The organism is Herpetosiphon sp. (assembly GCF_003512625.1).
Classification (GTDB): Bacteria; Chloroflexota; Chloroflexia; order Chloroflexales; family Herpetosiphonaceae; genus Herpetosiphon; species Herpetosiphon aurantiacus.
On record NZ_DOPT01000096.1, the window covers coordinates 1 to 21,301 of the forward strand.

A 21,301-nucleotide genomic window follows, 5' to 3' on the forward strand; every position below is an offset into this window, starting at 1 on the left:
TTAAAAACCTACCCTTGTAAGGAGGGGGTCAGGGGGTGAGGGAACGCTGGCGGTTGTTCATGCGATAAACCATTACATCTATGTTCTACCTTTGGGAATTTATGGAATGCTTCAGGCGCTTTGGAAATTTATTTGTGGCTTTGGCTATGCCTTTCGCGGCATTTGGATCTTAATTCGCAGCCAACGCAACGCCCAAGTTCATTGCTTAGCTATTGCAGTGGTGCTTTTTTTTGGCTGGTTGTTGGATATCAACACCAACGAATGGCTAGCGGTGAGCTTAATTAGCGTGGTGGTCTTGGCACTAGAAGCTGTGAATACCGCCATCGAAAGCATTGTCGATTTAGTTTCGCCGGAGTATCACCCACTAGCTGGCCGCGCCAAGGATGTAGCCGCTGGTGCAGTGTTGATCGCGGCAATCGGGGCGTTAATAATTGCCGCGATCATCGTTTGGCCACGCTTAGCGCACTTGATAGCTGGTTGATTGTTGATCGAGCAAATAGGCTTGCCAAAGCGCCAAACCACCTTCGCCACGTAGCGCAGGCTGCATGCGATCAGCCCCATCGGGCACTAAACTCAAATATTGCTCGGCAAAAAAGACGGTTGGCCGCCCTTGATACTCAACCACAGGCGAAATCGGTAGGCCAAAGAAATCAGGGCCACCGTGGGCACGCCAATAGCGCCATAATAAGGTGGGCATGGTGATGTTGGTGGTTACTTCCACTGTCGTCGTTACCAACGGCAATAGCTCCTCAGAACGCCCCATGACTGCTTGCACTGCCCGCAAATTCTCGTCGAAATCAGGCAATTCGCCCGTTGATAATTCTGGGGTAATCGAGGCAATGCCAAGTGCACCCGCCCAATCGTGCATGCCGCCAGTGATCATATAGTTACGCCAATAACGATCGTAGCGATAGCCGCTAGCTTCGGCATAGGCTTGAGCTAAGGCGATTGATGGCCCATGTTCACAAAAAGCTGGAAACACATCGCCACCATCGCTATGCACCCAAACTACCGCCGAAGCATCGAGCACCAAATCACGTACTAATTGGCTTTCCAACTCCGATTCGACGAATGCCCCGCCAGTATCGGAAACGATGCCATACGCTCCCTCGACGGTTTGATTCCAGTCGTTTTCGGGGCAGGCATCGAAATTGGTATCCATATTGCGGTTGAGATCAACGCTGCGGCTATTGAAACGCGTGCCAATCGCCAAGCCATCAGGATTGACCGTCGGAATAATGTAGAGGCTCACATCAGCAGGCACTTGTTGCGGGTTTTGGCGAAAATGCTCAAGCAACGCCAAGGCTAGTTGATAGGTATTGGCTTCGGGGCCGCCGTGGGTATTCGAGACGACAAACAGCTTGCGTGGGCCATTGCCAAAGCGCGTACCCGTAATCGCCCGCCCCTGCAACGAAGTTCCAAAGGTCAAATCGACAACTGGAACAGTGCTCGGGCTAGGCGTTGGCGCAATGGTTGGGGTTTGAGCAACAAGCGTGGTCGCTGGAATGCCAAGCAATCCAGCGACCATTATTAGCATAAGCAGATATTTTTTCATTAGGGATTTGGCGTTGGTACTACAATCTCGCCACCTGGCGTTGGCTCTGGTTGTGGCTCAGGCGTTGGCTCCGGCTGTTGCGGCGGCTGTGGTTCTGGCGTTGGCGTTGCCGGATTAGCACATGGATCGGTTGGTTTACAACCCTTTGGTGGCAACGGAGTTGCCGGATTATGCACATAAATATCAGGCCATGGCTTGAAATGGGTGTTGAATGGCTCGCGCAAAATCACTTGGCCATCTTGGCGGATAATGCGATAAACGATGATATCCATGCCATCGCGGGCGGTGTCGGTTTGATGAAACACCCCAACTGGCTCTTTGGGATCAGCGATATAGGTTGGCTCGGTTGGCTTAGGATACTCTTTGGTCACATAAGGCCCATCGAGAATCACTTCGCGCTGGGGAGCCGTACCATACAAGGCATAGGTTACAGTTGCCGTCGAATCATCAACATAGGTATTGAGCAACAGCCACTTGCCCGTATCGTTGACAAAGCGGAAATCCAAGGCTCCGGTGAAAATTGCTGCATCCATGCCATAGGGTTCATAGACTTCGTACCACGAAATGCGGAACGAGTGGGTATGACGCTCAGTGATCGGCAAGCCAGCGTGGAACGCCGCTCGAAACAGCGTGGTTGAATCTTGGCAAATCCCGCCACCCCATTCTTCTTGGGTGCGATTGCCAACAATTGCATAGCCCTTGACAAAGCCATTGGCTTCGTCGATTGAGCCAACCGCATTGTTGAACGAAAACTCCTCGCCTGGCTTGATCAAAATTCCATCAAGCAAGCGTGAGCCAGCTTTGATGTTGGTCACACGATAGGATGCTGAGCCTTTGTAGGAGCTTTTGCCAACCCCAACTGCTTCAACAATTCCCAGGCTATGGATATTTTCGGCGGTTACATCGGGCTGCACTTCACGAATAACCAATTCGATCGTGCGGGTTTCGCCAATCGTGGCTTGCTCGATAATGCGGCGGGCCGAGGCTTCTTCATCGAGGCGTAAACCGGTGCGGCCTTCGCGCACAATCGTGAGTGCCCCACCATCCCAAGCTACGCGCGGGTTGACTGAGCCACGCCCAATTTCATCGGCAAAGGTTGCAACCCGTTGGCGAATCATTTGATCGTTCAACGAAGCCACCATTTTCGTTTTGCCATTGGCATCAGTGTGGGTGTCAAGCCGAATCAAAGCACGCAGATCATCGGTGCTGAGTTCCCACTGCAAATCGCCAGCAATCAAGGTTAATGGCGATTGCAACACTGCATCAATCGTTTGTTTAGCTTCAAACACTCCATCATCAAGCACGGTTGGCATCACCATTTCGGTGCGCAAGACAACTTGAGCAGGTGAGAGTGTTTGCAATTGGGTCAAAATATCTTGGGCAGTTTCATCGATCAGAATCAACCGACCTTCGCGAGCCGGAGTCATTGTGGCAGTATTGCCAGCAACGATCAGATTGGCATTGACTGGCGCGGTGATCAAATCGTTGGTTGCGGTCGTCAGATACTCACTCAGTTGAGCTTGATCAACGGTTACCGCCAACGGAATATCATAGCCATTTTGCCAAATGCCCGAAACCGCCTGCAGGGTATTGATGATGTTGCCACCGCGCCCAAGACTATAGGCTTCATCAACCGATTGCTCAATTGAAAGGCTGATGCCTGCTTGATCGGCGGTTGGCTCCCAAGTTTGGCCATTGAAACTTAGACCAACTGGGCGCTTGAGCAAATCGGCATATTGTTCGGCAAGCAACGCCTTAGCTTCTTCAGGGGTTTTCTGGCTCATATCGATGCCCTGAATCGCCACATTTGGGTAAATTCGGCCTTCAAAGGTCCGATTGAGATACCACAAACCGATGCCAAACAACAAGCCAACCAAGCCTAGCGTAATGCCAGCGCCCCACATAAAAGTACGTAGGCGACTGCGTTTACGCTTTGGCGGCGCAGCGGATCGAACGGGGAGATCGTCGGCCAAGGGAGCAGTTGCATCAAACTGTTGCACATCGCCATTTTGGCGACGACGCTCGATTGGGCCATATTTCTGATAAAATTCATCTGCCATGCCAAGCGCTCCTAGCGACCAAACACCAAATATCTTCTCAGGCTAACAAACATAGCGCCGATATGCAATGATAGATTGCTTATACGCCAATAAAAATGCTAGCGACTAACGAAAGCACCAAAAGTACCACCAAAACAATCGAAACAATTCGATAGATTTGTTTAAGCTGCTGATTATTCACCGTGGACTCTCCTACTTAAACAATGTGGCTATTATACCATTGCTCTGAGGTTATGTCGTTCAGATTAAAGCTGATGTGCGGGTGATAAATCAGCGAAGAGCTTGCCAGCAACCAAGCGAGCAAGCCCAATGCCACCAAGTACATCCCAGAGATGGTGTTGTTTGGTGGTGAGGGTGCTAATGATGATCGCCATCGCCCAAGCACTGACCAGCCAACGCCATGGTGAGCGCACCCGCCAATGGGCCTCGGCCAAAATCAGCGCATAGGCGGTATGCAAACTTGGAAAGGCATTATAGGGTGGGTCAACCCGCCAAAGCCACTTGAGCAGCCGACTCGTGGTTGATTGAGGGCGTGGAACGGTCGTTCGCACACTACAAAACACAATCGAACCAAGGCTGTTCAGCAGGGTGATTGCCTGAAAAACCCGGCGGGCGTGCGTGGGTTTTGGCCAAAAATAGGCTGCATTCAAGCCCAAAAAGGGGTATAACGAAAGATAAGGCAACACACTGGTAGGCATGAGCGGAATCGCCCGATCAAGCGCGGTGGCAGGCACAACATAGGCAGGCTGATCGGGGACATGGCTTGCAGCAAAGTAACCAACAAATGAGCACAATGCGAGCGCAAAATCGGCGCTTGGCTGCGATGAAGTTGATTGTTGCTGCAAGCCCACCATCGTTAGCTATTGACTGCGGTTTCTTTGGCATGATTGCCATTGCGATAGGTACGTGGCACTTCATGGCAACGGCGGCAACGAGCTTCGTAGGCTTCTTGCGCCCCAACCAAAATAATTGGGTCATCATACGAGGCTGGCATACCGTTGATCAAGCGTTGGGTGCGCGAAGCCGCCTGACCGCAAATCACACAAATCGCTTGTAGTTTGGTCACTTCTTCGGCTTTGGCGAGCAAGATTGGCAATGGGCCAAATGGCTCACCACGAAAATCTTGATCAAGGCCAGCGACAATCACGCGCACGCCGCGATGCGCTAACAAATCACATAAATCGATCACAGCTGGGTCAAAAAACTGCACTTCGTCAATTGCCACAACGGTTGTTTCAAGCGCAATTGCTGCGGCAATATCGGCAGCAGTTTGCACTGGCGTTGCCAACACGCGCACGCCATTATGTGAAGCTACTTCTTCATCAGAATAGCGGGTATCGATCGCTGGCTTAAACACCTGAATTTTTTGCCGTGCAATTTGGGCACGCTTGACGCGGCGAATCAATTCCTCGGTTTTACCGCTAAACATACTGCCGCAAACAACTTCAATCCCACCACGTTGCATGACAACTCCTTATAGCATTTTAGAGGAACGAGGGTCGCGAGGCAACAAAAGAGCCACGCGACACCACAAGGAATCGCGTGGCTCTTTCGAAATATCAGAACAACGATGAAACCTTATTCTTCGGTTGAAGCTGATTCTTCGCCGTAGACTTCATCGTAGAGGCTGCGCTTTTTGGGGGCTTGTTGAGCGCGAGCTTCGCGGCGGCGTTGGGCATCTGATTGCTTTTCTTGGCTTGATTGCAAGCGCTTCATAAAGCGATCAACTTGGCCAGCGGTATCCAGAATGCGTTGTTCGCCGGTATAGAAGGGGTGGTTGCCTGACCAAACATCCAAGCGCAATTCAGGCTTGGTTGAGCCAGTAATCAAGACTTCTTCGCCGTTCACCACAATTTTGGCATTTGGATAATATTTTGGGTGAATGTTCTTCTTCATGATAACTCCTCGATGGTGATGCTGGTTTAGGCTTCAGCTTCAGCAGGTACAACGCTCACCATTTTTTGGGTGCGGCTGTAATCTTCGAATTTGACATGACCATCAATCATCGAGTAGATGGTGTAATCGCGGCCAAGGCCAACATTTGCGCCTGGACGCACTTTGGTGCCACATTGGCGAACGATGATTGAACCAGGCTGCACCAACTCACCACCAAAGCGTTTGATTCCACGCATTTGCGGCTTGCTATCGCGCCCGTTTCGCGAGCTACCTACACCTTTTTTATGTGCCATTTGCAGGCTCCTTTCAGACGCGGGCCAACCGCGCGGTCATATTACTTGCTTGGAACTACAATATCGTTGATGGTGATTTCAGTGTATTTTTGGCGATGGCCGGTGCGGCGGCGATAGCGTGCCTTTGCTTTGTAGCGGAACACGATAATCTTTTCGCCCTTCACAACTTCGCCAACGGTTGCTTTCACAACTGCGCCACTGATCAATGGGGAGCCGACAAGGGTGTCGCTGCCACCAACCATCAAGACTTCATTAAATTCGATAGTGCTTCCATCTTCAGCGTCGGTCAAGGCAATTTGCAATGTTTGGCCTGGCTCAACGCGATACTGTTGGCCACGGTCTCGAATAATGGCGTACACGATGCCGCTCCTTCTGGCGGTTTGGTCCGCCGCTGATAAAAAAGAGAGGGGCATCTGCCCGCCCTCTTATAACATTTTTTCTTTACAACACGGCATCGGATTATAGCAGAGAGCCTTGATGCTGTCAACCACGCTGATTTGAATTTTTAGGTCTCGCGTATGGCTTAGATCAATCAAAATACTTCCATACCTTCCAACAGCGCCCCTCACCCCGCCCCCTCTCCCACGGCGGCGGGAGAGGGGCATTCCAACATTTAGGATAGGGTGATTCCCCCTCGCTTTGCTCGGCAAGAGGGGGGTCTAGGGGTGAGGGAATGTATTTATCCCCCTTTGGAGCTAGCTCAATCGTCATTTTTAGACCCCACAAATATAACTAGCTTTTGACCCTGTTTTAATAAATTATTAAGTATGGTATTCTATAGTACCAAACTAGGAACAAAGAATAACGAAACGCCACATCAGATCAGCAATTCCATTCTGAAAGGAAGTTACATGAAGGATCGTCGGCTGATTACCCTGCTCGCGTTGTTCGTCCTTGGGTTTGTTGGGGCTAGCTTGGTACAACCAACGCAGGCCAAAACCGTTAGTAGTGATAACTTGGTCTTGGGCAATCCCAGCGGGGCCGTCGCCAGCAGCAGCTATCCGACCAATTATTTAATTCAACGCAACCAATATGCGCTCTCGTATCACCGCGATAATGGGATTGCCAATTGGGTCAGTTGGCACCTCGATAGCGGCGATATTGGTAGCGTTTCACGCAGCGATTTTCAAACCGACACTAGCTTGCCCAGTGGTTGGTATCGCGTTGCCACTGGCGATTACAGCGGCAGCGGCTATGATCGCGGCCATATGACTCCCTCAGGCGATCGCACCGCCACCACCGCCGATAACCAAGCCACCTTCTACATGACCAACATTATTCCCCAAGCGCCCGATAACAACCAAGGCCCATGGGTTGACCTCGAAACCTATGCTCGCGAGTTGGTCAGCGCTGGCAACGAGTTGTATATTATCAGCGGCGGGGCTGGCTCACGTGGCACAATCGCCAGTGGCAAGGTGCGAATTCCGAATTCAACCTGGAAAATCATCGTCGTGCTTAGCCAAGGCAGTAACGACCTCAGCCGCGTCAGCAACAACACCCGCGTCATCGCGATCAACATGCCCAATGTGCAAGGTATTCGCGATAACGATTGGCGCGATTATCTGACCACGGTTGATGCTCTCGAAAGCTTGACGGGCTATAACTTCCTTTCAAATGTCTCAACCAACATCCAAAATGTGATTGAAGCCCGCGTCGATGGCTCGACCACACCAATTCCGACAGCTGTACCAACCTCGGGAACCAACCCAACCGCCACTCCAGTACGCACGGCCACCCCAACCCCCAGCACCGGCTGTACATCGAGCCGCCTGTTCTTCTCAGAATATGTCGAAGGCAGCAGCAACAACAAAGCTTTGGAACTTTACAATAATACTGGAGCCAGCGTCAGCCTCAGTGGCTATAGCATTCAGTTGTATGCCAACGGCTCGACCAGCGCCAGCAGTAGCGTGAATTTGAGTGGCTCGGTCGCCAATGGCGCAACCTATGTGATTGCCAACGCCTCGGCATCAAGTAGCGTACAGAATCTTGCTAACATCACCAGCAGTGTGGCCAACTTCAATGGCAATGATGCACTTGTGCTGACCTACAATGGCACGGTGGTTGATAGCTTTGGCCAAGTTGGCAACGACCCAGGTAGCAGCGGTTGGGGTGGCACAACCACCGATCGCACGTTGCGCCGTAAAGCAACAATCAGCGCAGGCGATACCAATCGCAGCGATAGCTTCACCCCAAGCAGCACCTGGGATAGCTATAGCCTTGATACATTCAGTGGCTTGGGCAACCACAGTGTCAGTTGCCCATAGGCCGCAAATCGTGCTGAATTGAATATCTGCAAAGGGCTGCTGGAGGAAAATCTAGCAGCCCTTTCATTCTTAAGGACGAGGGCGGTTCGCTCTCGAATACCTGTTTAACGATCGGTCAGCCATGGTATGCTTAGGCAGTGGGTAGGCTCCTAGCCTACAGGAGGAAACGATTACATGGCAATGTTAAATATTGTTGATGTTAAAAAATCTTTTGCCGGAACTGAAGCAGTTCGGGGAGTAAGTTTTAACGTCGAACCTGGCGAATTGTTTGGGGTACTTGGCCCCAATGGTGCGGGTAAAACCACCACTATCCGCATGATTTTGGATATTTTGCGCCCCGACAGCGGCTCAATTGAGGTGCTGGGCGGCGCAATGGATGAAGCCAAAAAGAACCGCATCGGCTATCTGCCCGAAGAACGCGGTCTGTATCGCAACCTTAAAGTTCTAGATTGTATGGTCTATTTGGCGACACTCAAAGGCCTTGAGCGCAACGAGGCTCGCAAACGCGCCAGCGACTATCTTGAACGGGTCGAGCTTGGTCATGTGGCCCAAAAGAAGGTCAGCGAACTAAGCAAAGGGATGCAGCAAAAAGTACAATTTGGCACAACTATTTTGCACGAACCCGATATTGTGATTATCGACGAACCATTTGAGGCGCTTGACCCAGTAAACACACGTATGGTCAAAGATCTATTGTTTGATATTCGGCGCGAAGGTCGGGCAGTGCTGATGTGTACCCACCAAATGCACTTAATCGAAGAAATGTGCGACCGGATTGTGATGTTCAATCGTGGCGAGATTGTTTTGAATGGGACATTGCGTGATGTTCGCCGCCGCTTCGCTCCCAATGCCGTTTGGGTTGAAGGCCATGGCTCATTCGATAATTTGCCAGGCATCGAGAGTGTCCAAACTGAAAACGGCCAAGTGCAGCTCAATTTGCAAGCTGGCACCAGCCCGCAAAGCGTTTTCCAAGCCTTGGCCAGCCGTAGCGACACCACCGTTGATCGTTTTGAAGTAGCGATTCCCTCACTCGACGATATTTTTGTGCGAGTGGTTAATGGGGAGCGTGGCCAATGAGCAAGGCAAAATGGTGGACGATCGCCGCGCATGAATATAGTGTCCATGCCAAACGCAAAGGCTTTTTGCTAGCCACCTTTGGCACACCATTGCTACTTGGCGCAATCTTTGGAGCAGTGATTGCCTTTGTGGCCTTTGGCAATCAGAGCAATAATCTTGGCGTTGTCGATCAAGCTGGAATTACAACCCAACTGCCTGCCACAGTCACAATTACCGATACCTTGCGCAAAGATGTCGATGTCATTCGATTTAGCGATGAAAATCTAGCCAAAAATGCCCTAAGCAATCAAGAAATTGATGGCTATTTGGTGATTCCCAACGATTATTTGCAAACGGGCGCATTGCGGGGAGTCGCTGCTGAAGGCAATTTGAATAGCGATGCCCAAGGTCGCTTCAAAAATTACATGCAAAAAGCGCTGATCAGCCATCAAGCACCGCTTGATAGCGTTCGAGCGCTTGAACCAATTAGTGAAGTGTATAACCGCAAACCCAATAGCAATGCAGAAATTAGCGAAGCCCAAGGAGTGTTGCTATTTTTCACTCCTTACATCTTTGGCATCTTTCTGTTTATCACCGTATTTAGCTCAAGCGCCTACCTGATGACGGCCTTGGTCGAAGAAAAAGAATCACGGGTGATGGAGATTCTGGCAACCTCAATGCGTCCCTTTGAGTTGATGCTGGGCAAGATTGTTGGGCTAGGCTTGGTCGGCTTAACCCAAATCAGCATCTGGGTCGGCACAGCGCTGCTCGGCTTTATGATTGCCCGGGCCAACATCGACGATCTAGCTAATCTGACGCTACCAACCAATGTGTTACTGATTGGGGCCATCATGTTTGTGCCAGCCTATTTGATGGTGGCCGGGGCATTAGGTGCAATCGGAGCGGGGGTTTCAGCCGTCCAAGAAGGTCAACAATTCTCGGGGGTCGTCTCGCTCCTGATGATTTCACCAGTCTGGTTTATGACGCTGATTATTGAAAACCCCAATGGCTTCTTAGCCGTGTTCTTGAGCATTTTCCCCTTTACTGCGCCAATTGTAATGATGCAACGCGTTGCTTTAGTGAGCGTTCCAGCTTGGCAACTTGGGCTCTCAGTGGTTGTACTGGTTGGCATGGCAATTGCCATGATTTGGCTTTCAGCGCGAATTGTGCGGATTGGCATGTTGCGCTATGGCAAGCGGCTTTCGTGGGTCGATATCCGCCGTGCCTTGAGTTTGGGAGGTCAGCATGGCGAATAAAACCTTCAGTGTCGCCCAAAATGAATTTATCAAACACATTCGTAAACCAACATTTTGGCTGGCTGTGTTTGGCGTACCCTTAATGATTACGATCATCAGCTTTGTGGGCCAATCAGGCAACAATAGCAACCGCGATGGTTTTGCCGTACCAGGTTTAGGCGATCCGACCAAAATCAACGAAGATATTTTGGCTGGCAAGCTCAAAATTGGCTTTGTCGATCAAAGCGCAATCATCAATGGCATTCCCAGCAGCTTTGACCCGCAAACCGCCGCGCTGTATGTGCAATACCCTGATCTTGATCAAGGCTTGGCTGCCTTAGAAAAAGCCGAAATTCCAGCGCTGTATGTGATTCCAAACGATTATGTTGCGACTGGCAAGGTTCAGCGCTATAGCAACCAAGTTAATCCATTTGGCGATAGCATCCAATCATCATTGCTGGAGCTGCTGTTGAGCAGCAGTTTGTATCCTGATACTGGCAGCAGTTATGCCTTTTTGACCCAACAACCAACCGCTCAGCTGAAGGTTGAAGGACCAGATGGGCCAACCAGCAATGTAGCCAATGAAGGCGAGCGCATGCAATCGGCCTTTATGTTGGGCATGGGCTTGGCGTTGCTGTTATATATTTCCATCTTCTCATCGGCCAACTTGCTGTTGCAATCGCTGATCGAAGAAAAAGAAAATCGGGTGATGGAAGTAATGCTCTCATCATTACGACCACGCAGTTTGCTCCAAGGCAAAATTCTTGGTTTAGGCCTGTTGGGCTTAATCCAAGTTGGCATCTGGATTACGATTGGCGCAGTGGTGACTGGTCAAGGTGCAGCATTGAGCAGCATGCTCGCAAACGTTGAAATTCCGCTTGGGGCGTGGGTTTTGGCCTTGATTAGCTTTTTGCTTGGCTATGCTATGTATGCGTCGCTCATGGCCGGAATTGGGGCGGTGGCCAACACCATGCGCGAAAGCTCACAGCTAACCATGATTGTAGGCCTGCCAATTATTGTACCATTGGTGTTTCTCAGTGTCATTATCGAGCAACCAAATGGCGGCTTTACGGCGGCCCTCAGTATGTTCCCACTAACCGCGCCAGTTGTACTAACGATTCGCAGCGTCTTAACCAGCGTGCCATTTTGGCAAATAGCGGTGTCGGTAGCCTTAATGGCCTTAACCGTGATTGGCTTGCAATTTGTCACGGCTCGTATGTTTCGCGCCAGCACCTTGTTGCGTGGCAGCAAAGCCTCGTTTGGAGCCATGTGGCAAGCCTTGCGCCAATCAGAGTAATGCAACAAACCAACGATTGCTAGCGTAGATTTCCCTAGCAATCGTTGGCAAAATTGCTCTCGTTTTTTAGCAGCAAATCTGCTAAAGTAGAGCCGAGTTGGAAATGTTCGCGTGTTGGGCTTTGTGTGGAAGAGCTTTGCTCTAGGAGGAAACAAGCGTTATGCGACGACGCATCAGCTTACTGCTGGCTTTGTTGGCGATCTTGTTTACGACAATGCCTGCCTCGGCAGAAATTGTCAATGTCCCTTACTTTGAAGAACCGGAATTGCTGCTTGCTGAAGATGAGTTGCTCAAACTCGCCCAACTGCAAGACAACACCTACCCCAGTGTTGGCACCAAAATCAGCCCCGATGACACGACGGTGGTCATTGGCAACTATCGTTATAGCGACACTGGTTCAGCTTTCTTGAATGTTGTTGATGGCTCGATTGTGCCAATTCAGCCATTACAACTCCCCGAAGATAGCGATTTCTTCCCTTTGGCAGCCACCGAAATGGTTTGGCTTGATAATGACAACATTGGTCAAGTCTTATACGACCTGTTTATGGGTGGGATGGTGCTGTCCATTAATCGCTACAGTGGCCAAATTAGCTTGTATCCAGTTAATTTGCCATTCTTACCGTTATCGATTGCGCCCAATGGCTCGCGCTTGTTGGTGGTCACCTTCGAAGCATCCGAACTTGAAGCAATGCGCCAATCGCCCGATTCGGTGAAGTTGCCATTCAACATCGAAGCCCCAAAAACCACCATGGAACGCACCATGCCCAAGGATCGGATTGCCTATTACAGTCATACCGATTCACGCCGCCACATGAGCGAAGAAACCCTTGATTTGGCAATCTTCGATCTAACGACTGGCGCATTAACGCCACTCTACAGCGTGCCTGATCATACCTTGCTCTACGATTATGCATGGTCAAAAGATGGCTCAAAATTCGCTTTGATTCGCGATACGGTGATTTTGGGCGAAGGTTTTGGTGAAAAGCGCTTGGTTGACGTGATGACCCAAGATGCACTTGGCGGTCTTTCACCCAAGGATAACCCACTCTTCACCGAAAATGTGCTCGATATCTTCGATCTGACGACTGGCAACTTCCAGCCAGAAGCATGGCGAGCGGTTGATGGCGATGGTCGCGTTGTTCGCGACATCGAATGGAGCACCGACGGCCAACGCTACATCGTGCGCTTGGAACGTCCAGCTCAAATCGCTGGTCGCCCACACCCAACCTATATCTTCCCAGATATGGCCAGCTATCAATTCCGTAGCGTCGATGGCACGTTGCAACGCGAATTGTATGCACCTGAATTGCAAACCCCTGAAGCTTCAGGCTTCTTCTATCTCTCACCAGATGAAGTCTTGTTCATCACTGCCAATGGCACCAACCAAGCCTTGTACTACTTCAACCAAGGCTCAGGCGAGTTCCGCAAAGTGTCGAACATGGATGGCACCTATTTTGGTGTAACCACCACGAATATGAGCCGTCAGTTGATCTTCAGCTACATGTCGTTCAGCCAGCCAGCCGATATTTATCGTTTGAACTGGGATGGCCAAGCGCTCAGTCGCTTGACCTGGGCCAACGCCGAGCTTGAAAAAATTAATAATGTTCGAGTTGATAGCGTTTCGTTTACCGTCAGCAGTGGCGCACAACGCAATGGCTTCTTAATTCAACCTGCTGGCGCTGAGTTCCCACCAAAAGATGTGCCAATCGTGATGTGGCAAGAAGGTGGACCACGCGCTACAATGACCCAATTCTTCGCGACCAACACTGAAAATCCCTACAACCTGTTGCCAAACTTTGGCATCGCGGTGTTGTATGTGCCACTGCCTGGTCGCTTGGGCTTCGGGCCAGAATTCTTGAACGCCTTGGCTGATAATGACAACTTCGGCAAGATCGATATCGACGAAGGTGCCGAAATTATTGGCCAAGCAATTTCACGCGGTTGGACCTCACAAAATAAGGTTGGGGTAACTGGCTGTTCATACGGCGGCTATTTCAGCGCCCAAAGTATCACCCGCCACCCAACTCGCTACGCTGCTGCCAACCCACAATGCACCTTGCTCAACAACGCCAATGAATTCCACTTTGGCTTGGGGCCATTAATTGCCTACCTCGAAGGTGGCACACCAATGGATAAGCCCGCTGAATATGCCGCTGATTCGCCATTGAATCGCGCTGATCGCGTGCGCACTCCAACCCTGTTGTTCCATGGCGAATACGACTTCTTGCCAGTCAAGTATGCCGTTGACTTCCATGACCAAATCGAAATTCAAAAGCACCGCGTCAAGTTGGTGACCTATGAACTCGAAGGCCATGGTTTGAGCGACCCTGCCAACCAATATCGCGCTGCCCAAGAGCAAATCTTGTGGTTCCGCCAATATTTGAGCGGTAGCCCAAGTGTCGCTGCCGAGCCAGTCGTGACCGATGCCGCAACCATGACAGTGCCTGAAACTACTGATGTAATCGTGTTTACGGAAACCGCTACGTTTGCAGCACCAAGCTTGCAATTCGGCAAGAATCTGATTACTGCTGAATAACTACGTTCGGAATGCAACAGGCGGGGCAATAGTTGCTCCGCCTGTTTTTATTTAAGCCAAGTATCCCGACTGTAGCTCGCGTTCGATCATCGCCAACAACAGCCCTGAGCGAATGCTGACTTGGGCCGATTCTGTTGCAAATTCGTTGCTAACGCCTCGCGCTGGGCCAATTGGCAAATCTTCGTCGCGCAATGGGTAGCGCAAGCCCTCAGTACGTACTCCCGCAACATCGCCCAAGGGCAACAGCGAAACCCGCAAACCAAGTTTACCCTGCAGCTGCAATTGATCACGAATTAAGCGCACTTCCCAATTGGCATCAAGCAACGCCACATCACGCCCAATCAAGGCTGGATGGGTCAGCAAGAGTTGGTTGGCCATATGCATATCGGGCCGACCACCAAGCGCCGCCAGAATCCGAATCTGATCCGCGCCGCGTTCAGCCGCCAGCAACAATGCCAATTCGAGGTCGGTTTCGTTTTTGGCCGCTGGAAAGCGCTGAATCTCAACCTTGCGGGCTTGCATAATCTCCAAGGTTGCAGGCTGAATCGAATCCAAATCGCCGATAATCACATGCGGTGTAACCCCATGATTCAAGGCATGACGTGCCCCGCCATCAGCAGCAATCAATAAATCGGTACTACTCAATAAAGGCAAGGCCGCCCGAATATCGGCTTGCGGCGCGTCGGCAATAATAACTGCTAGCATTAGGCTCCTTGGCTCAGTGGCGCTAAATCCAATAATTCAGTCAGCGAGTTAATTACATAATCGGTTTGCACAGCGCGTATTTTAGCTTCAGGCCGCTGGAGCAGTACGGTGGTCATGCCAAATTTGGCTGCGCCAGCATGCTCTTGGGTATCGCCATCACCAACATACACCACCTCACGCGGGTCAACATTCAAGACATCGAGGGCATGCTGATAAATGCCAGGCTCAGGCTTGGCCGAACGCACATCGCAGGAGTAGGCAAGTGCATCAAACAAATTTAGCAAACCCAGCGGCTCCATCATCGGGATGGTTTCGGCTGAGCAGTTGGTGACCAAGGCAATTTGGTGGCCACGTGCTCGCAAGGCTTGCAAGGTCGGTATCGAATCGGGATAAACGCGAAGCGTGCTGAAAAACTCCAAGCGCTGTTTGGTCAGCGTGGCATGCACCTCAGGTGTAACGCTCATCCCCAAATAGCCCAAGGTTTGATCAACAATCTCTTCAGCCAAACGATAGGTGCCAACCATCCGCGCTTGATACGAACGACCAGCCGCAGCATGAAAGGCATGCTGCTCGATGCCGAGCAGCGGGGCTGCCAAGGTTGCCCAGTTGTAAGCGGGGTCTGGCTCAATCAAGGTAAAGTACAAATCGATAAATACAGGTCGTGGCATACATACTCCGTCGCAAAAAACATTCTTGCAGCTATTGTATGCAGATTGGCGTTTTATGGTACGATGCTGGCTGATTGTGGCCTTTAATTCCGAAGGGTTGTGCATGGATCGGCCCAGCGTTTCGATCATTGTGATCAATTTCAATGGTAAAAAACACCTCGTTGATTGTTTAAATTCGTTGTTTGTTCAGCGCTACCCAAGCAGTGCGCTTGAAATAATTGTCGTCGATAATGCCTCGCACGATGGCTCCTGCGACTTACTTCGTCAGCAATTTCCCAAGGTTCGTTTAATTGAAAATCGTGAGAATCTGGGTTTTGCTCCGGCAGTCAATCAGGCGGTACGGCTCAGTCAAGCCCAATATGTTGCCTTGATCAATAACGATGCCAAAGCCGATCCCAACTGGATCGAGCATTTAGTTGCCGATATCGAAGCGCATAAAGCCGAAAAGGTAATTGCGGTTGGGGCAAAAATGCTCGATTGGGAAGGCCAACAGATTGATTTTATCCAAGCGGCGTTGAATGTCTTTGGCCATGGCAATCAGCCATTTACGCGCATGCCAACTGCTAGCATCGCAGGCCAAGCTGGCCCACAACTCTTTGCTTGTGGCGGGGCTATGCTGGCCGATCGGGCGTTTTTTTTGGCAATTGGCGGCTTCGACGAAAGCTATTTTGCCTATTTTGAAGATGTCGATTTTGGCTGGCGAGCATGGTTGTTGGGCTACCAAATTCGTTTTAATCCATCAGCGCTGGTCTATCATCGCCAACATGCCACCGCCAACACTATGGGCGGACATCAAATTCGCGCCTTACTTGAGCGCAACGCCCTACGCACCATCATCAAACATTATGCCGATGAGCAATTGTGGCGCATTCTGCCAGCTGCCATTTTGCTGATTATTCAGCGTAGTTTGCTCGATGGCAGCGGTGGCTTTGATCGCAAAGAATTCGATTTACGGCTGCGCAAACAGGGCGACCAAACCAGCACCATGCAAGTTCCCAAGATTATGTTGAGTTACATCGCGGCTTTGGGCGATGTGCTTGATGGCTGGGATAGCTTGTGGGCTGAGCGTGAACGCTTGCAAACGCTTCGCCAACGTAGCGATGCTGAATTATTTAATTTGTTTGAACAACCATTTGGCCTGATCGATCTTGATGTGCGTTTGCATATGCAGCAGCAAACCATGGTTGAAAGCTTTAAATTGCGAGAACTTATGCCCAACCCAACCACGAATGTGCTGATTGTCAGCATTGATCCCTTGCAAGCAGCCTTGGCTGGCCCGGCGATTCGCAGCGTGCAAATTGCCAAACAACTGAGCCACTCCTGCAAAGTTGTGCTAGCAGCGCCCGATCAGGCCGATCTTGCCATTCCAAATGTTCAAACCATCGCCTTTCCTAGCAACGATGGCCGCAGCTTGGGTGAGTTGGCGCTAAATGCCGAGGTCATTATTGTTCAAGGCTATAGTTTGCAAAAATATCCCCAATTGCTGAATGCTGAACGCATTTTGGTGGTCGATCTCTACGATCCCTTCCATTTTGAAGCCCTTGAATTAGCCGAACGCCGTGGCCTCAGTTTAGAACGAGCGCTTGAACTGAATGATGCCAGCGTGGCAGCCTTGACGCAACAACTAGCGCTTGGCGATTTCTTTATCTGTGCCAGCGAACGCCAACGTGATTTGTGGCTGGGAGCCTTGACCGTTAGCAAGCGCTTGACTCCCGAACACTATCGCAATGATCCAACCTTACGCAAGTTGATCGATATTGTGCCATTTGGCTTGCCCAGTGAGCCACCCCAAGCCACTCAGCCAGTGATGCGTGGCGTAATTGAGGGCATTCAGCAAAACGATGTAATTGCATTATGGGGCGGCGGCATCTGGGAATGGCTTGATCCATTGACGATCATTCGGGCCATGGCCGAATTGCAGCAGAGCCACCCCCAATTAAAGCTGGTCTTTATGGGTGGGCAACACCCGAATACCCAAGATGTTGGGGTGATGCAGCGGTATAGCGAAGCAGTTGAGCTAGCAAAACAGCTGGGTTTATACGCCAAAACGGTCTTTTTCAATCAAACATGGGTCGCCTATGATCAACGGGTCAACTATTTGCTTGAGGCCGATTTAGGAGTTAGCGCTCATCATAATCATACTGAAACCCGTTTTGCCTTTCGCACGCGATTGCTCGATTACCTCTGGGCCAGCTTGCCAATGATCGTTTCGGCAGGCGATAGTTTGGCCGATTTGGTGCAGCAACAACAGCTTGGTCAGGTTGTCGCAATCGAAGATGTCCAGGGCTGGGTCGCCGCTTTAACCCATGCCGCCGATCATCCTTCCGATCGTCAGCAACGCCAAGCCCAATTTGCCAACATTCAACAAGCCTATACCTGGGAACAAGCTTGTGCGCCGTTGGTCGAGTTTTGTCGCCAACCACAGTATGCTGCCGATAAACGCCGCAACGTCAAAGCCCAAGGCCAACAATCAGGCCAAACCAGCATGCGCTACCGTATGGATGAGCTTGATCGGGCGGTTGCCGAGAAAAATGAGCATATCGCCCAGCTTGAGCAGCATATCAAAGCGCTAGAAAACGGTAAAGTCATGCGCTTGTTAAAGTGGGTCAATCGGTTGCGAAAAAGTTAAAGGGCAGAGCTTTTAACCACGAAGAGCACGAAGAACGCCATAACCACTCCTTTGTGTAGCTGCGTGCCCTTTGTGGATCAAAAATCAAACGCACCAATCAAATACCGATGATCAGATACGCCAGCCCCTGTTTCAAGCTGGATTGGACGGATTGCTGCGTTATGCCAGATATAGTCGATGCGGACTATGGGCGGATGCCACGATCGCTGCGGCCAACTAAAACCCATACCCACCCCGCGTTCGTGCCAACTATCACCCCAAACCGTGTTCAACGCCGCATAGCCCGCCTGTTGCTCAACCGTATTAAAATCGCCAGCCAAGAGCACTGGCTCGGTTGTTTGGCCAAAATCAGCGATCATTTGCCCAATCGCTGCCTCTTCACGCTCACGCTCGAACCTGAGCCAACGAATCGGGCTATGCTCAATATGCACATTCACCAAAATTAAGGGTTGTTGGGGGTGCTGCACGCGATAGGCTCGCCGATAGCATTGCCAATAGGCACATGGATGAATCAGCGCAAACGGCCATTTGCTCCACAAGGCCAAATCGGCTGGTTGTGCCGCTCCGCTCGCTGGGCGAAATTCAACATACGGATACTTGCTAGCCAAGGCTGTTTGTAATGGTTTACCCAAACCGACATCGACTTCTTGCAGGGCAATTAAATCGGGTTGTTCATCATCGATCACTCGTAGAATATCAACGCTATTTAAATTCCAACCAGCTACATTCCAACTGAGCAGGCGTAAGGCTGGCGTTGTATCGGGTCTTGGTTGAGGTAACCAACGCTCAGCATACAACCAAAGCCAGATCAAACCGATAAAGATTGCCATTACACTCAGCCAGCGCCGCCGTTGCGGAATTGCCCACAGCAATAATGGCAGGGCTGGCGCAAAAAACCATGGTTGCAGCACGCTCAGCAGATCAATCACATTGCTGTAACTTAGGCCTAGCCCAAACAACCACAAGCCTAGCCAAAACCGTGGCCAACTCATGCGCGGCGTGCTCGTGCGCGATACCACACTGTCAAATAGAGCATCAAACCAAAACTGAGAAAATTCGCGCCACGCGGATTAATCGCGCTCCACAGCCAATTGCCAGTTTGCTCGCGTAAATCATCAAACAATTTACCAAGCTTGGGAATCAGCAATAAATCGTAGCCCAACACCAAACATGTGGCGATCAACGGGGCAATAATTCGCCGCGAACCTGCCAAAACCACAATAATTAAGGCAATTGCCGAAACTCGAAATTCGGCCAACGTCGGCGAGATATAGCTAAAACTGACTGCGAACAGGCCACCAGCCAAGGCCGCCACGCCGCCACCCCAAGCATACGCCAAGCGTTTGAGCGCCACAGGTGCAACCCCAACACTGGCCGCTGCCAATTCATCGCTGGCCAAGGCCGCCAAAGCTCGCCCATAATGCGAACGCACCAAGTTATAGCCCAAGATGCCAACGCCACAGGTGATTGCTAACACTGCATAATAGGTCGCGCTAGGCGTAGCCAAATCTAAGCCAAAAATTTGCAGGTTAGGCACGCCCGAAATGCCGCTTGAGCCATTGGTCAGGCTGCGCCAATTTTGCAACACGCGCTGTGCAATTACGCCAAGTGCAAAGGTAACAATTGCCAACAGTTCATTATCAAGCCGTGCTGCTAAAAGCCCAATCAGCCAACCAAATAGGCTGCCGCCAATCCCACAAACCAGTAAAATTCCCGCCAACTCGCCCGAGGCGAGCCATGTTTGCCAACCGCCATGCAAGCCCGTGCTCATTAATCCGACCAAATAAGCGCCCAATACAAATGGCGCAGCATAGCCTAAATCTAGCATGCCGCCCCAGCCAACAATCAGGTTTAAGCCCAACGCCAGCAAGCCATAAATCAAGATCTGAATCGCAGCAACTTGAATACCCAATTCAAACCAGGCATTCAGCAACGGCACACAGGCCAAGAATGCTGGCACAATCAGCCAACGCCAGTTTTGCCGAACCGCTTGGACACTGCCAACCAAGGCCGAATTAATCGGGCTATCTTCTATTTTTGGTTGTTGGCGCAGCACCACCAGCAGCACCAACAAACCAAGCGTAAGCGCTGGAGTCCACTGGGCGGCGATAAAATAATCGCTGAAGGCCGCCAAAATGCCCAAGGCCAAGCCACTCAACAATGCTCCCAGTGGCCTGCCAACGCCACCCAATAATGCAGCAGTAAAGGCAATTAAGCCACTTTGCGCCCCGTAATTGGTGTAAGGCGCAGTGTAATACAGGCTAAAGAGCAAGGCCGCTAAGCCCGCCAAAGCACCACCAAGCGCAAAAACTTGACGCAAGGTTGCGCTGTAGTTGATGCCACACAACTGGGCCATGGTCGGGTCGGCGGCGCTAGCTTGGAGCTTCCAGCCAAAGCGGGTTCGCTGCAACAGCCAATGCAAGCCTAGCGCCACACTCACTGCCGCCGCCAGCACAATCAAATCTTTGCCTTGTAAAATTAGCGCCGCATCGCCAAACAAATTGCCATGCGGCAACAGATCAGGCACATTAATGCGGGCTACTTCGGGAATGCCAGGCACACTGCGATGTTCGCCTGGAATGACGGCGTTGGTCAGGGTACGCACAAACAAAGCGGCTTGGTAGAGCATAAATGAAATGCCAAGGGTCGCCATCAACGGGGCTAAACGCGAAGCCCCTCGAAAAGGCCGAAAGCCAATTTGTTCGATGAGCAGGCCTGTGCCTGCTCCAACCACTGCACAAATGGCCAGCACTACCAGCAATCCTAGTCCAATCGAGAGCCATGAAGCGCCAACTTGCAAGCCCAAAATCGTGATTGATTCGGCTGCCAAAACCGTGAGCAAGGAAAATAAATCGCCATGGGCAAAATTGAGCATGCGCACAACGCTATACACCAGCGTCACACTGATCGCATTCAGGGCGATAATTGCCCCATTGGCCAAGCCAAAAATCACCAATTGCAGCAAAAGCTGGCTACACGAAAACTGGGCACTACCACAAGCAGTCATTGTGATTCCCCCAAGCAAAGTGCGATTGTGGAGTTGAGCAGAGGGTTATTTGTAATGGTTTCTTAGGTTGGTAATAATCGCTAGCCCTCACCCCCAACCC

General features: G+C 50.9%; 18 protein-coding genes. 7 read left to right on the forward strand and 11 right to left on the reverse strand.

Annotated elements, in window-relative coordinates:
- The first annotated feature begins 106 nt into the window (after window positions 1-106).
- Complete coding sequence (locus DEF47_RS21210; RefSeq protein WP_012190203.1) at window positions 107-481, forward strand: diacylglycerol kinase family protein; 375 nt, start codon at window positions 107-109, stop codon at window positions 479-481.
- On the opposite strand, the gene DEF47_RS21215 is transcribed toward DEF47_RS21210, so the two are convergent.
- The 7 genes from DEF47_RS21215 to rplU all read right to left on the reverse strand — a co-directional run bounded on the left by DEF47_RS21215 (window position 458) and on the right by rplU (window position 6,163).
- Window positions 458-1,537 (reverse strand): M14 family metallopeptidase, encoded by a 1,080-nt coding sequence (locus DEF47_RS21215; protein WP_287045332.1) that lies wholly within the window; start codon window positions 1,535-1,537, stop codon window positions 458-460. The genes DEF47_RS21210 and DEF47_RS21215 overlap by 24 nt on opposite strands.
- Window positions 1,538-1,554: 17 nt before the next feature.
- Complete coding sequence (locus DEF47_RS21220; protein ID WP_012190205.1) at window positions 1,555-3,615, reverse strand: VanW family protein; 2,061 nt, start codon at window positions 3,613-3,615, stop codon at window positions 1,555-1,557.
- Between the two features lie 245 nt (window positions 3,616-3,860).
- Complete coding sequence (locus tag DEF47_RS21225; protein ID WP_287045333.1) at window positions 3,861-4,460, reverse strand: phosphatase PAP2 family protein; 600 nt, start codon at window positions 4,458-4,460, stop codon at window positions 3,861-3,863.
- 11 nt (window positions 4,461-4,471) lie between these two features.
- On the reverse strand, window positions 4,472-5,080 hold the full coding sequence (locus tag DEF47_RS21230; RefSeq protein ID WP_012190207.1) for a thymidine kinase: 609 nt from the start codon (window positions 5,078-5,080) through the stop codon (window positions 4,472-4,474).
- Between the two features lie 113 nt (window positions 5,081-5,193).
- A complete protein-coding gene (gene rpmE / locus DEF47_RS21235; RefSeq protein WP_012190208.1) occupies window positions 5,194-5,511 on the reverse strand; it encodes a 50S ribosomal protein L31 in 318 nt (105 codons plus the stop codon).
- Window positions 5,512-5,537: 26 nt separating this feature from the next.
- The gene (rpmA, locus tag DEF47_RS21240) at window positions 5,538-5,804 is read right to left on the reverse strand and encodes a 50S ribosomal protein L27 (RefSeq protein ID WP_012190209.1); all 267 of its coding nucleotides are present in this window, start codon (window positions 5,802-5,804) and stop codon (window positions 5,538-5,540) included.
- Window positions 5,805-5,845: 41 nt separating this feature from the next.
- The gene (gene rplU / locus DEF47_RS21245; RefSeq protein ID WP_041304517.1) at window positions 5,846-6,163 is read right to left on the reverse strand and encodes a 50S ribosomal protein L21; all 318 of its coding nucleotides are present in this window, start codon (window positions 6,161-6,163) and stop codon (window positions 5,846-5,848) included.
- 492 nt (window positions 6,164-6,655) lie between these two features.
- Between rplU and DEF47_RS21250 the strand changes: the two genes are divergently transcribed.
- From DEF47_RS21250 to DEF47_RS21270, 5 genes are all read left to right on the forward strand, one after another.
- Entirely contained in the window at window positions 6,656-8,068 is a 1,413-nt protein-coding gene (locus tag DEF47_RS21250) for a DNA/RNA non-specific endonuclease (protein WP_012190211.1), read from the forward strand.
- Window positions 8,069-8,242: 174 nt separating this feature from the next.
- Entirely contained in the window at window positions 8,243-9,145 is a 903-nt protein-coding gene (locus DEF47_RS21255) for an ABC transporter ATP-binding protein (protein ID WP_012190212.1), read from the forward strand.
- The gene (locus DEF47_RS21260) at window positions 9,142-10,380 is read left to right on the forward strand and encodes an ABC transporter permease (RefSeq protein ID WP_012190213.1); all 1,239 of its coding nucleotides are present in this window, start codon (window positions 9,142-9,144) and stop codon (window positions 10,378-10,380) included. The genes DEF47_RS21255 and DEF47_RS21260 overlap by 4 nt, the downstream gene beginning before the upstream one ends.
- Window positions 10,370-11,656 carry an ABC transporter permease gene (locus DEF47_RS21265; RefSeq protein ID WP_012190214.1) on the forward strand — a complete coding sequence of 429 codons (1,287 nt, stop codon included), beginning with the start codon at window positions 10,370-10,372 and terminating at the stop codon, window positions 11,654-11,656. The genes DEF47_RS21260 and DEF47_RS21265 overlap by 11 nt, the downstream gene beginning before the upstream one ends.
- A gap of 160 nt (window positions 11,657-11,816) precedes the next feature.
- A complete protein-coding gene (locus DEF47_RS21270; protein ID WP_012190215.1) occupies window positions 11,817-14,192 on the forward strand; it encodes an alpha/beta hydrolase family protein in 2,376 nt (791 codons plus the stop codon).
- A gap of 51 nt (window positions 14,193-14,243) precedes the next feature.
- Here the strand turns inward: DEF47_RS21270 and DEF47_RS21275 are convergent, their stop codons facing one another.
- Together DEF47_RS21275 and DEF47_RS21280 are read right to left on the reverse strand one after the other, a co-directional pair.
- Complete coding sequence (locus DEF47_RS21275) at window positions 14,244-14,897, reverse strand: thiamine diphosphokinase (RefSeq protein WP_012190216.1); 654 nt, start codon at window positions 14,895-14,897, stop codon at window positions 14,244-14,246.
- A complete protein-coding gene (locus tag DEF47_RS21280) occupies window positions 14,897-15,565 on the reverse strand; it encodes an HAD family hydrolase (protein WP_012190217.1) in 669 nt (222 codons plus the stop codon). Before DEF47_RS21280 ends, DEF47_RS21275 begins: the two co-directional genes overlap by 1 nt.
- A 103-nt stretch (window positions 15,566-15,668) precedes the next feature.
- Here DEF47_RS21280 and DEF47_RS21285 point away from each other — a divergent pair, with 103 nt between their 5' ends.
- Window positions 15,669-18,194 (forward strand): glycosyltransferase, encoded by a 2,526-nt coding sequence (locus tag DEF47_RS21285; RefSeq protein ID WP_012190218.1) that lies wholly within the window; start codon window positions 15,669-15,671, stop codon window positions 18,192-18,194.
- Window positions 18,195-18,271: 77 nt separating this feature from the next.
- Here DEF47_RS21285 and DEF47_RS21290 read toward each other — a convergent pair whose 3' ends face one another.
- Both DEF47_RS21290 and DEF47_RS21295 read right to left on the reverse strand, forming a co-directional pair.
- A complete protein-coding gene (locus tag DEF47_RS21290; RefSeq protein ID WP_012190219.1) occupies window positions 18,272-19,186 on the reverse strand; it encodes an endonuclease/exonuclease/phosphatase family protein in 915 nt (304 codons plus the stop codon).
- Window positions 19,183-21,201 (reverse strand): ABC transporter permease, encoded by a 2,019-nt coding sequence (locus tag DEF47_RS21295; RefSeq protein WP_012190220.1) that lies wholly within the window; start codon window positions 21,199-21,201, stop codon window positions 19,183-19,185. Before DEF47_RS21295 ends, DEF47_RS21290 begins: the two co-directional genes overlap by 4 nt.
- Between the last annotated feature and the right edge of the window lie 100 nt (window positions 21,202-21,301).

What these genes read in the sequence shown, in the direction of transcription:
- DEF47_RS21285 (WP_012190218.1), top strand. Translation starts at nt 15,669, where the DNA reads ATGGATCGGCCCAGCGTTTCGATCATTGTGATCAATTTCAATGGTAAA.
- DEF47_RS21255 (WP_012190212.1), top strand. Translation starts at nt 8,243, where the DNA reads ATGGCAATGTTAAATATTGTTGATGTTAAAAAATCTTTTGCCGGAACT.
- DEF47_RS21215 (WP_287045332.1), bottom strand. Translation starts at nt 1,537, where the DNA reads ATGCTAATAATGGTCGCTGGATTGCTTGGCATTCCAGCGACCACGCTT.
- DEF47_RS21280 (WP_012190217.1), bottom strand. Translation starts at nt 15,565, where the DNA reads ATGCCACGACCTGTATTTATCGATTTGTACTTTACCTTGATTGAGCCA.
- DEF47_RS21265 (WP_012190214.1), top strand. Translation starts at nt 10,370, where the DNA reads ATGGCGAATAAAACCTTCAGTGTCGCCCAAAATGAATTTATCAAACAC.
- DEF47_RS21290 (WP_012190219.1), bottom strand. Translation starts at nt 19,186, where the DNA reads ATGAGTTGGCCACGGTTTTGGCTAGGCTTGTGGTTGTTTGGGCTAGGC.
- DEF47_RS21260 (WP_012190213.1), top strand. Translation starts at nt 9,142, where the DNA reads ATGAGCAAGGCAAAATGGTGGACGATCGCCGCGCATGAATATAGTGTC.
- DEF47_RS21220 (WP_012190205.1), bottom strand. Translation starts at nt 3,615, where the DNA reads ATGGCAGATGAATTTTATCAGAAATATGGCCCAATCGAGCGTCGTCGC.
- DEF47_RS21270 (WP_012190215.1), top strand. Translation starts at nt 11,817, where the DNA reads ATGCGACGACGCATCAGCTTACTGCTGGCTTTGTTGGCGATCTTGTTT.
- DEF47_RS21275 (WP_012190216.1), bottom strand. Translation starts at nt 14,897, where the DNA reads ATGCTAGCAGTTATTATTGCCGACGCGCCGCAAGCCGATATTCGGGCG.
- DEF47_RS21210 (WP_012190203.1), top strand. Translation starts at nt 107, where the DNA reads ATGCTTCAGGCGCTTTGGAAATTTATTTGTGGCTTTGGCTATGCCTTT.
- DEF47_RS21295 (WP_012190220.1), bottom strand. Translation starts at nt 21,201, where the DNA reads ATGACTGCTTGTGGTAGTGCCCAGTTTTCGTGTAGCCAGCTTTTGCTG.
- rpmE (WP_012190208.1), bottom strand. Translation starts at nt 5,511, where the DNA reads ATGAAGAAGAACATTCACCCAAAATATTATCCAAATGCCAAAATTGTG.
- DEF47_RS21230 (WP_012190207.1), bottom strand. Translation starts at nt 5,080, where the DNA reads ATGCAACGTGGTGGGATTGAAGTTGTTTGCGGCAGTATGTTTAGCGGT.
- rpmA (WP_012190209.1), bottom strand. Translation starts at nt 5,804, where the DNA reads ATGGCACATAAAAAAGGTGTAGGTAGCTCGCGAAACGGGCGCGATAGC.
- DEF47_RS21250 (WP_012190211.1), top strand. Translation starts at nt 6,656, where the DNA reads ATGAAGGATCGTCGGCTGATTACCCTGCTCGCGTTGTTCGTCCTTGGG.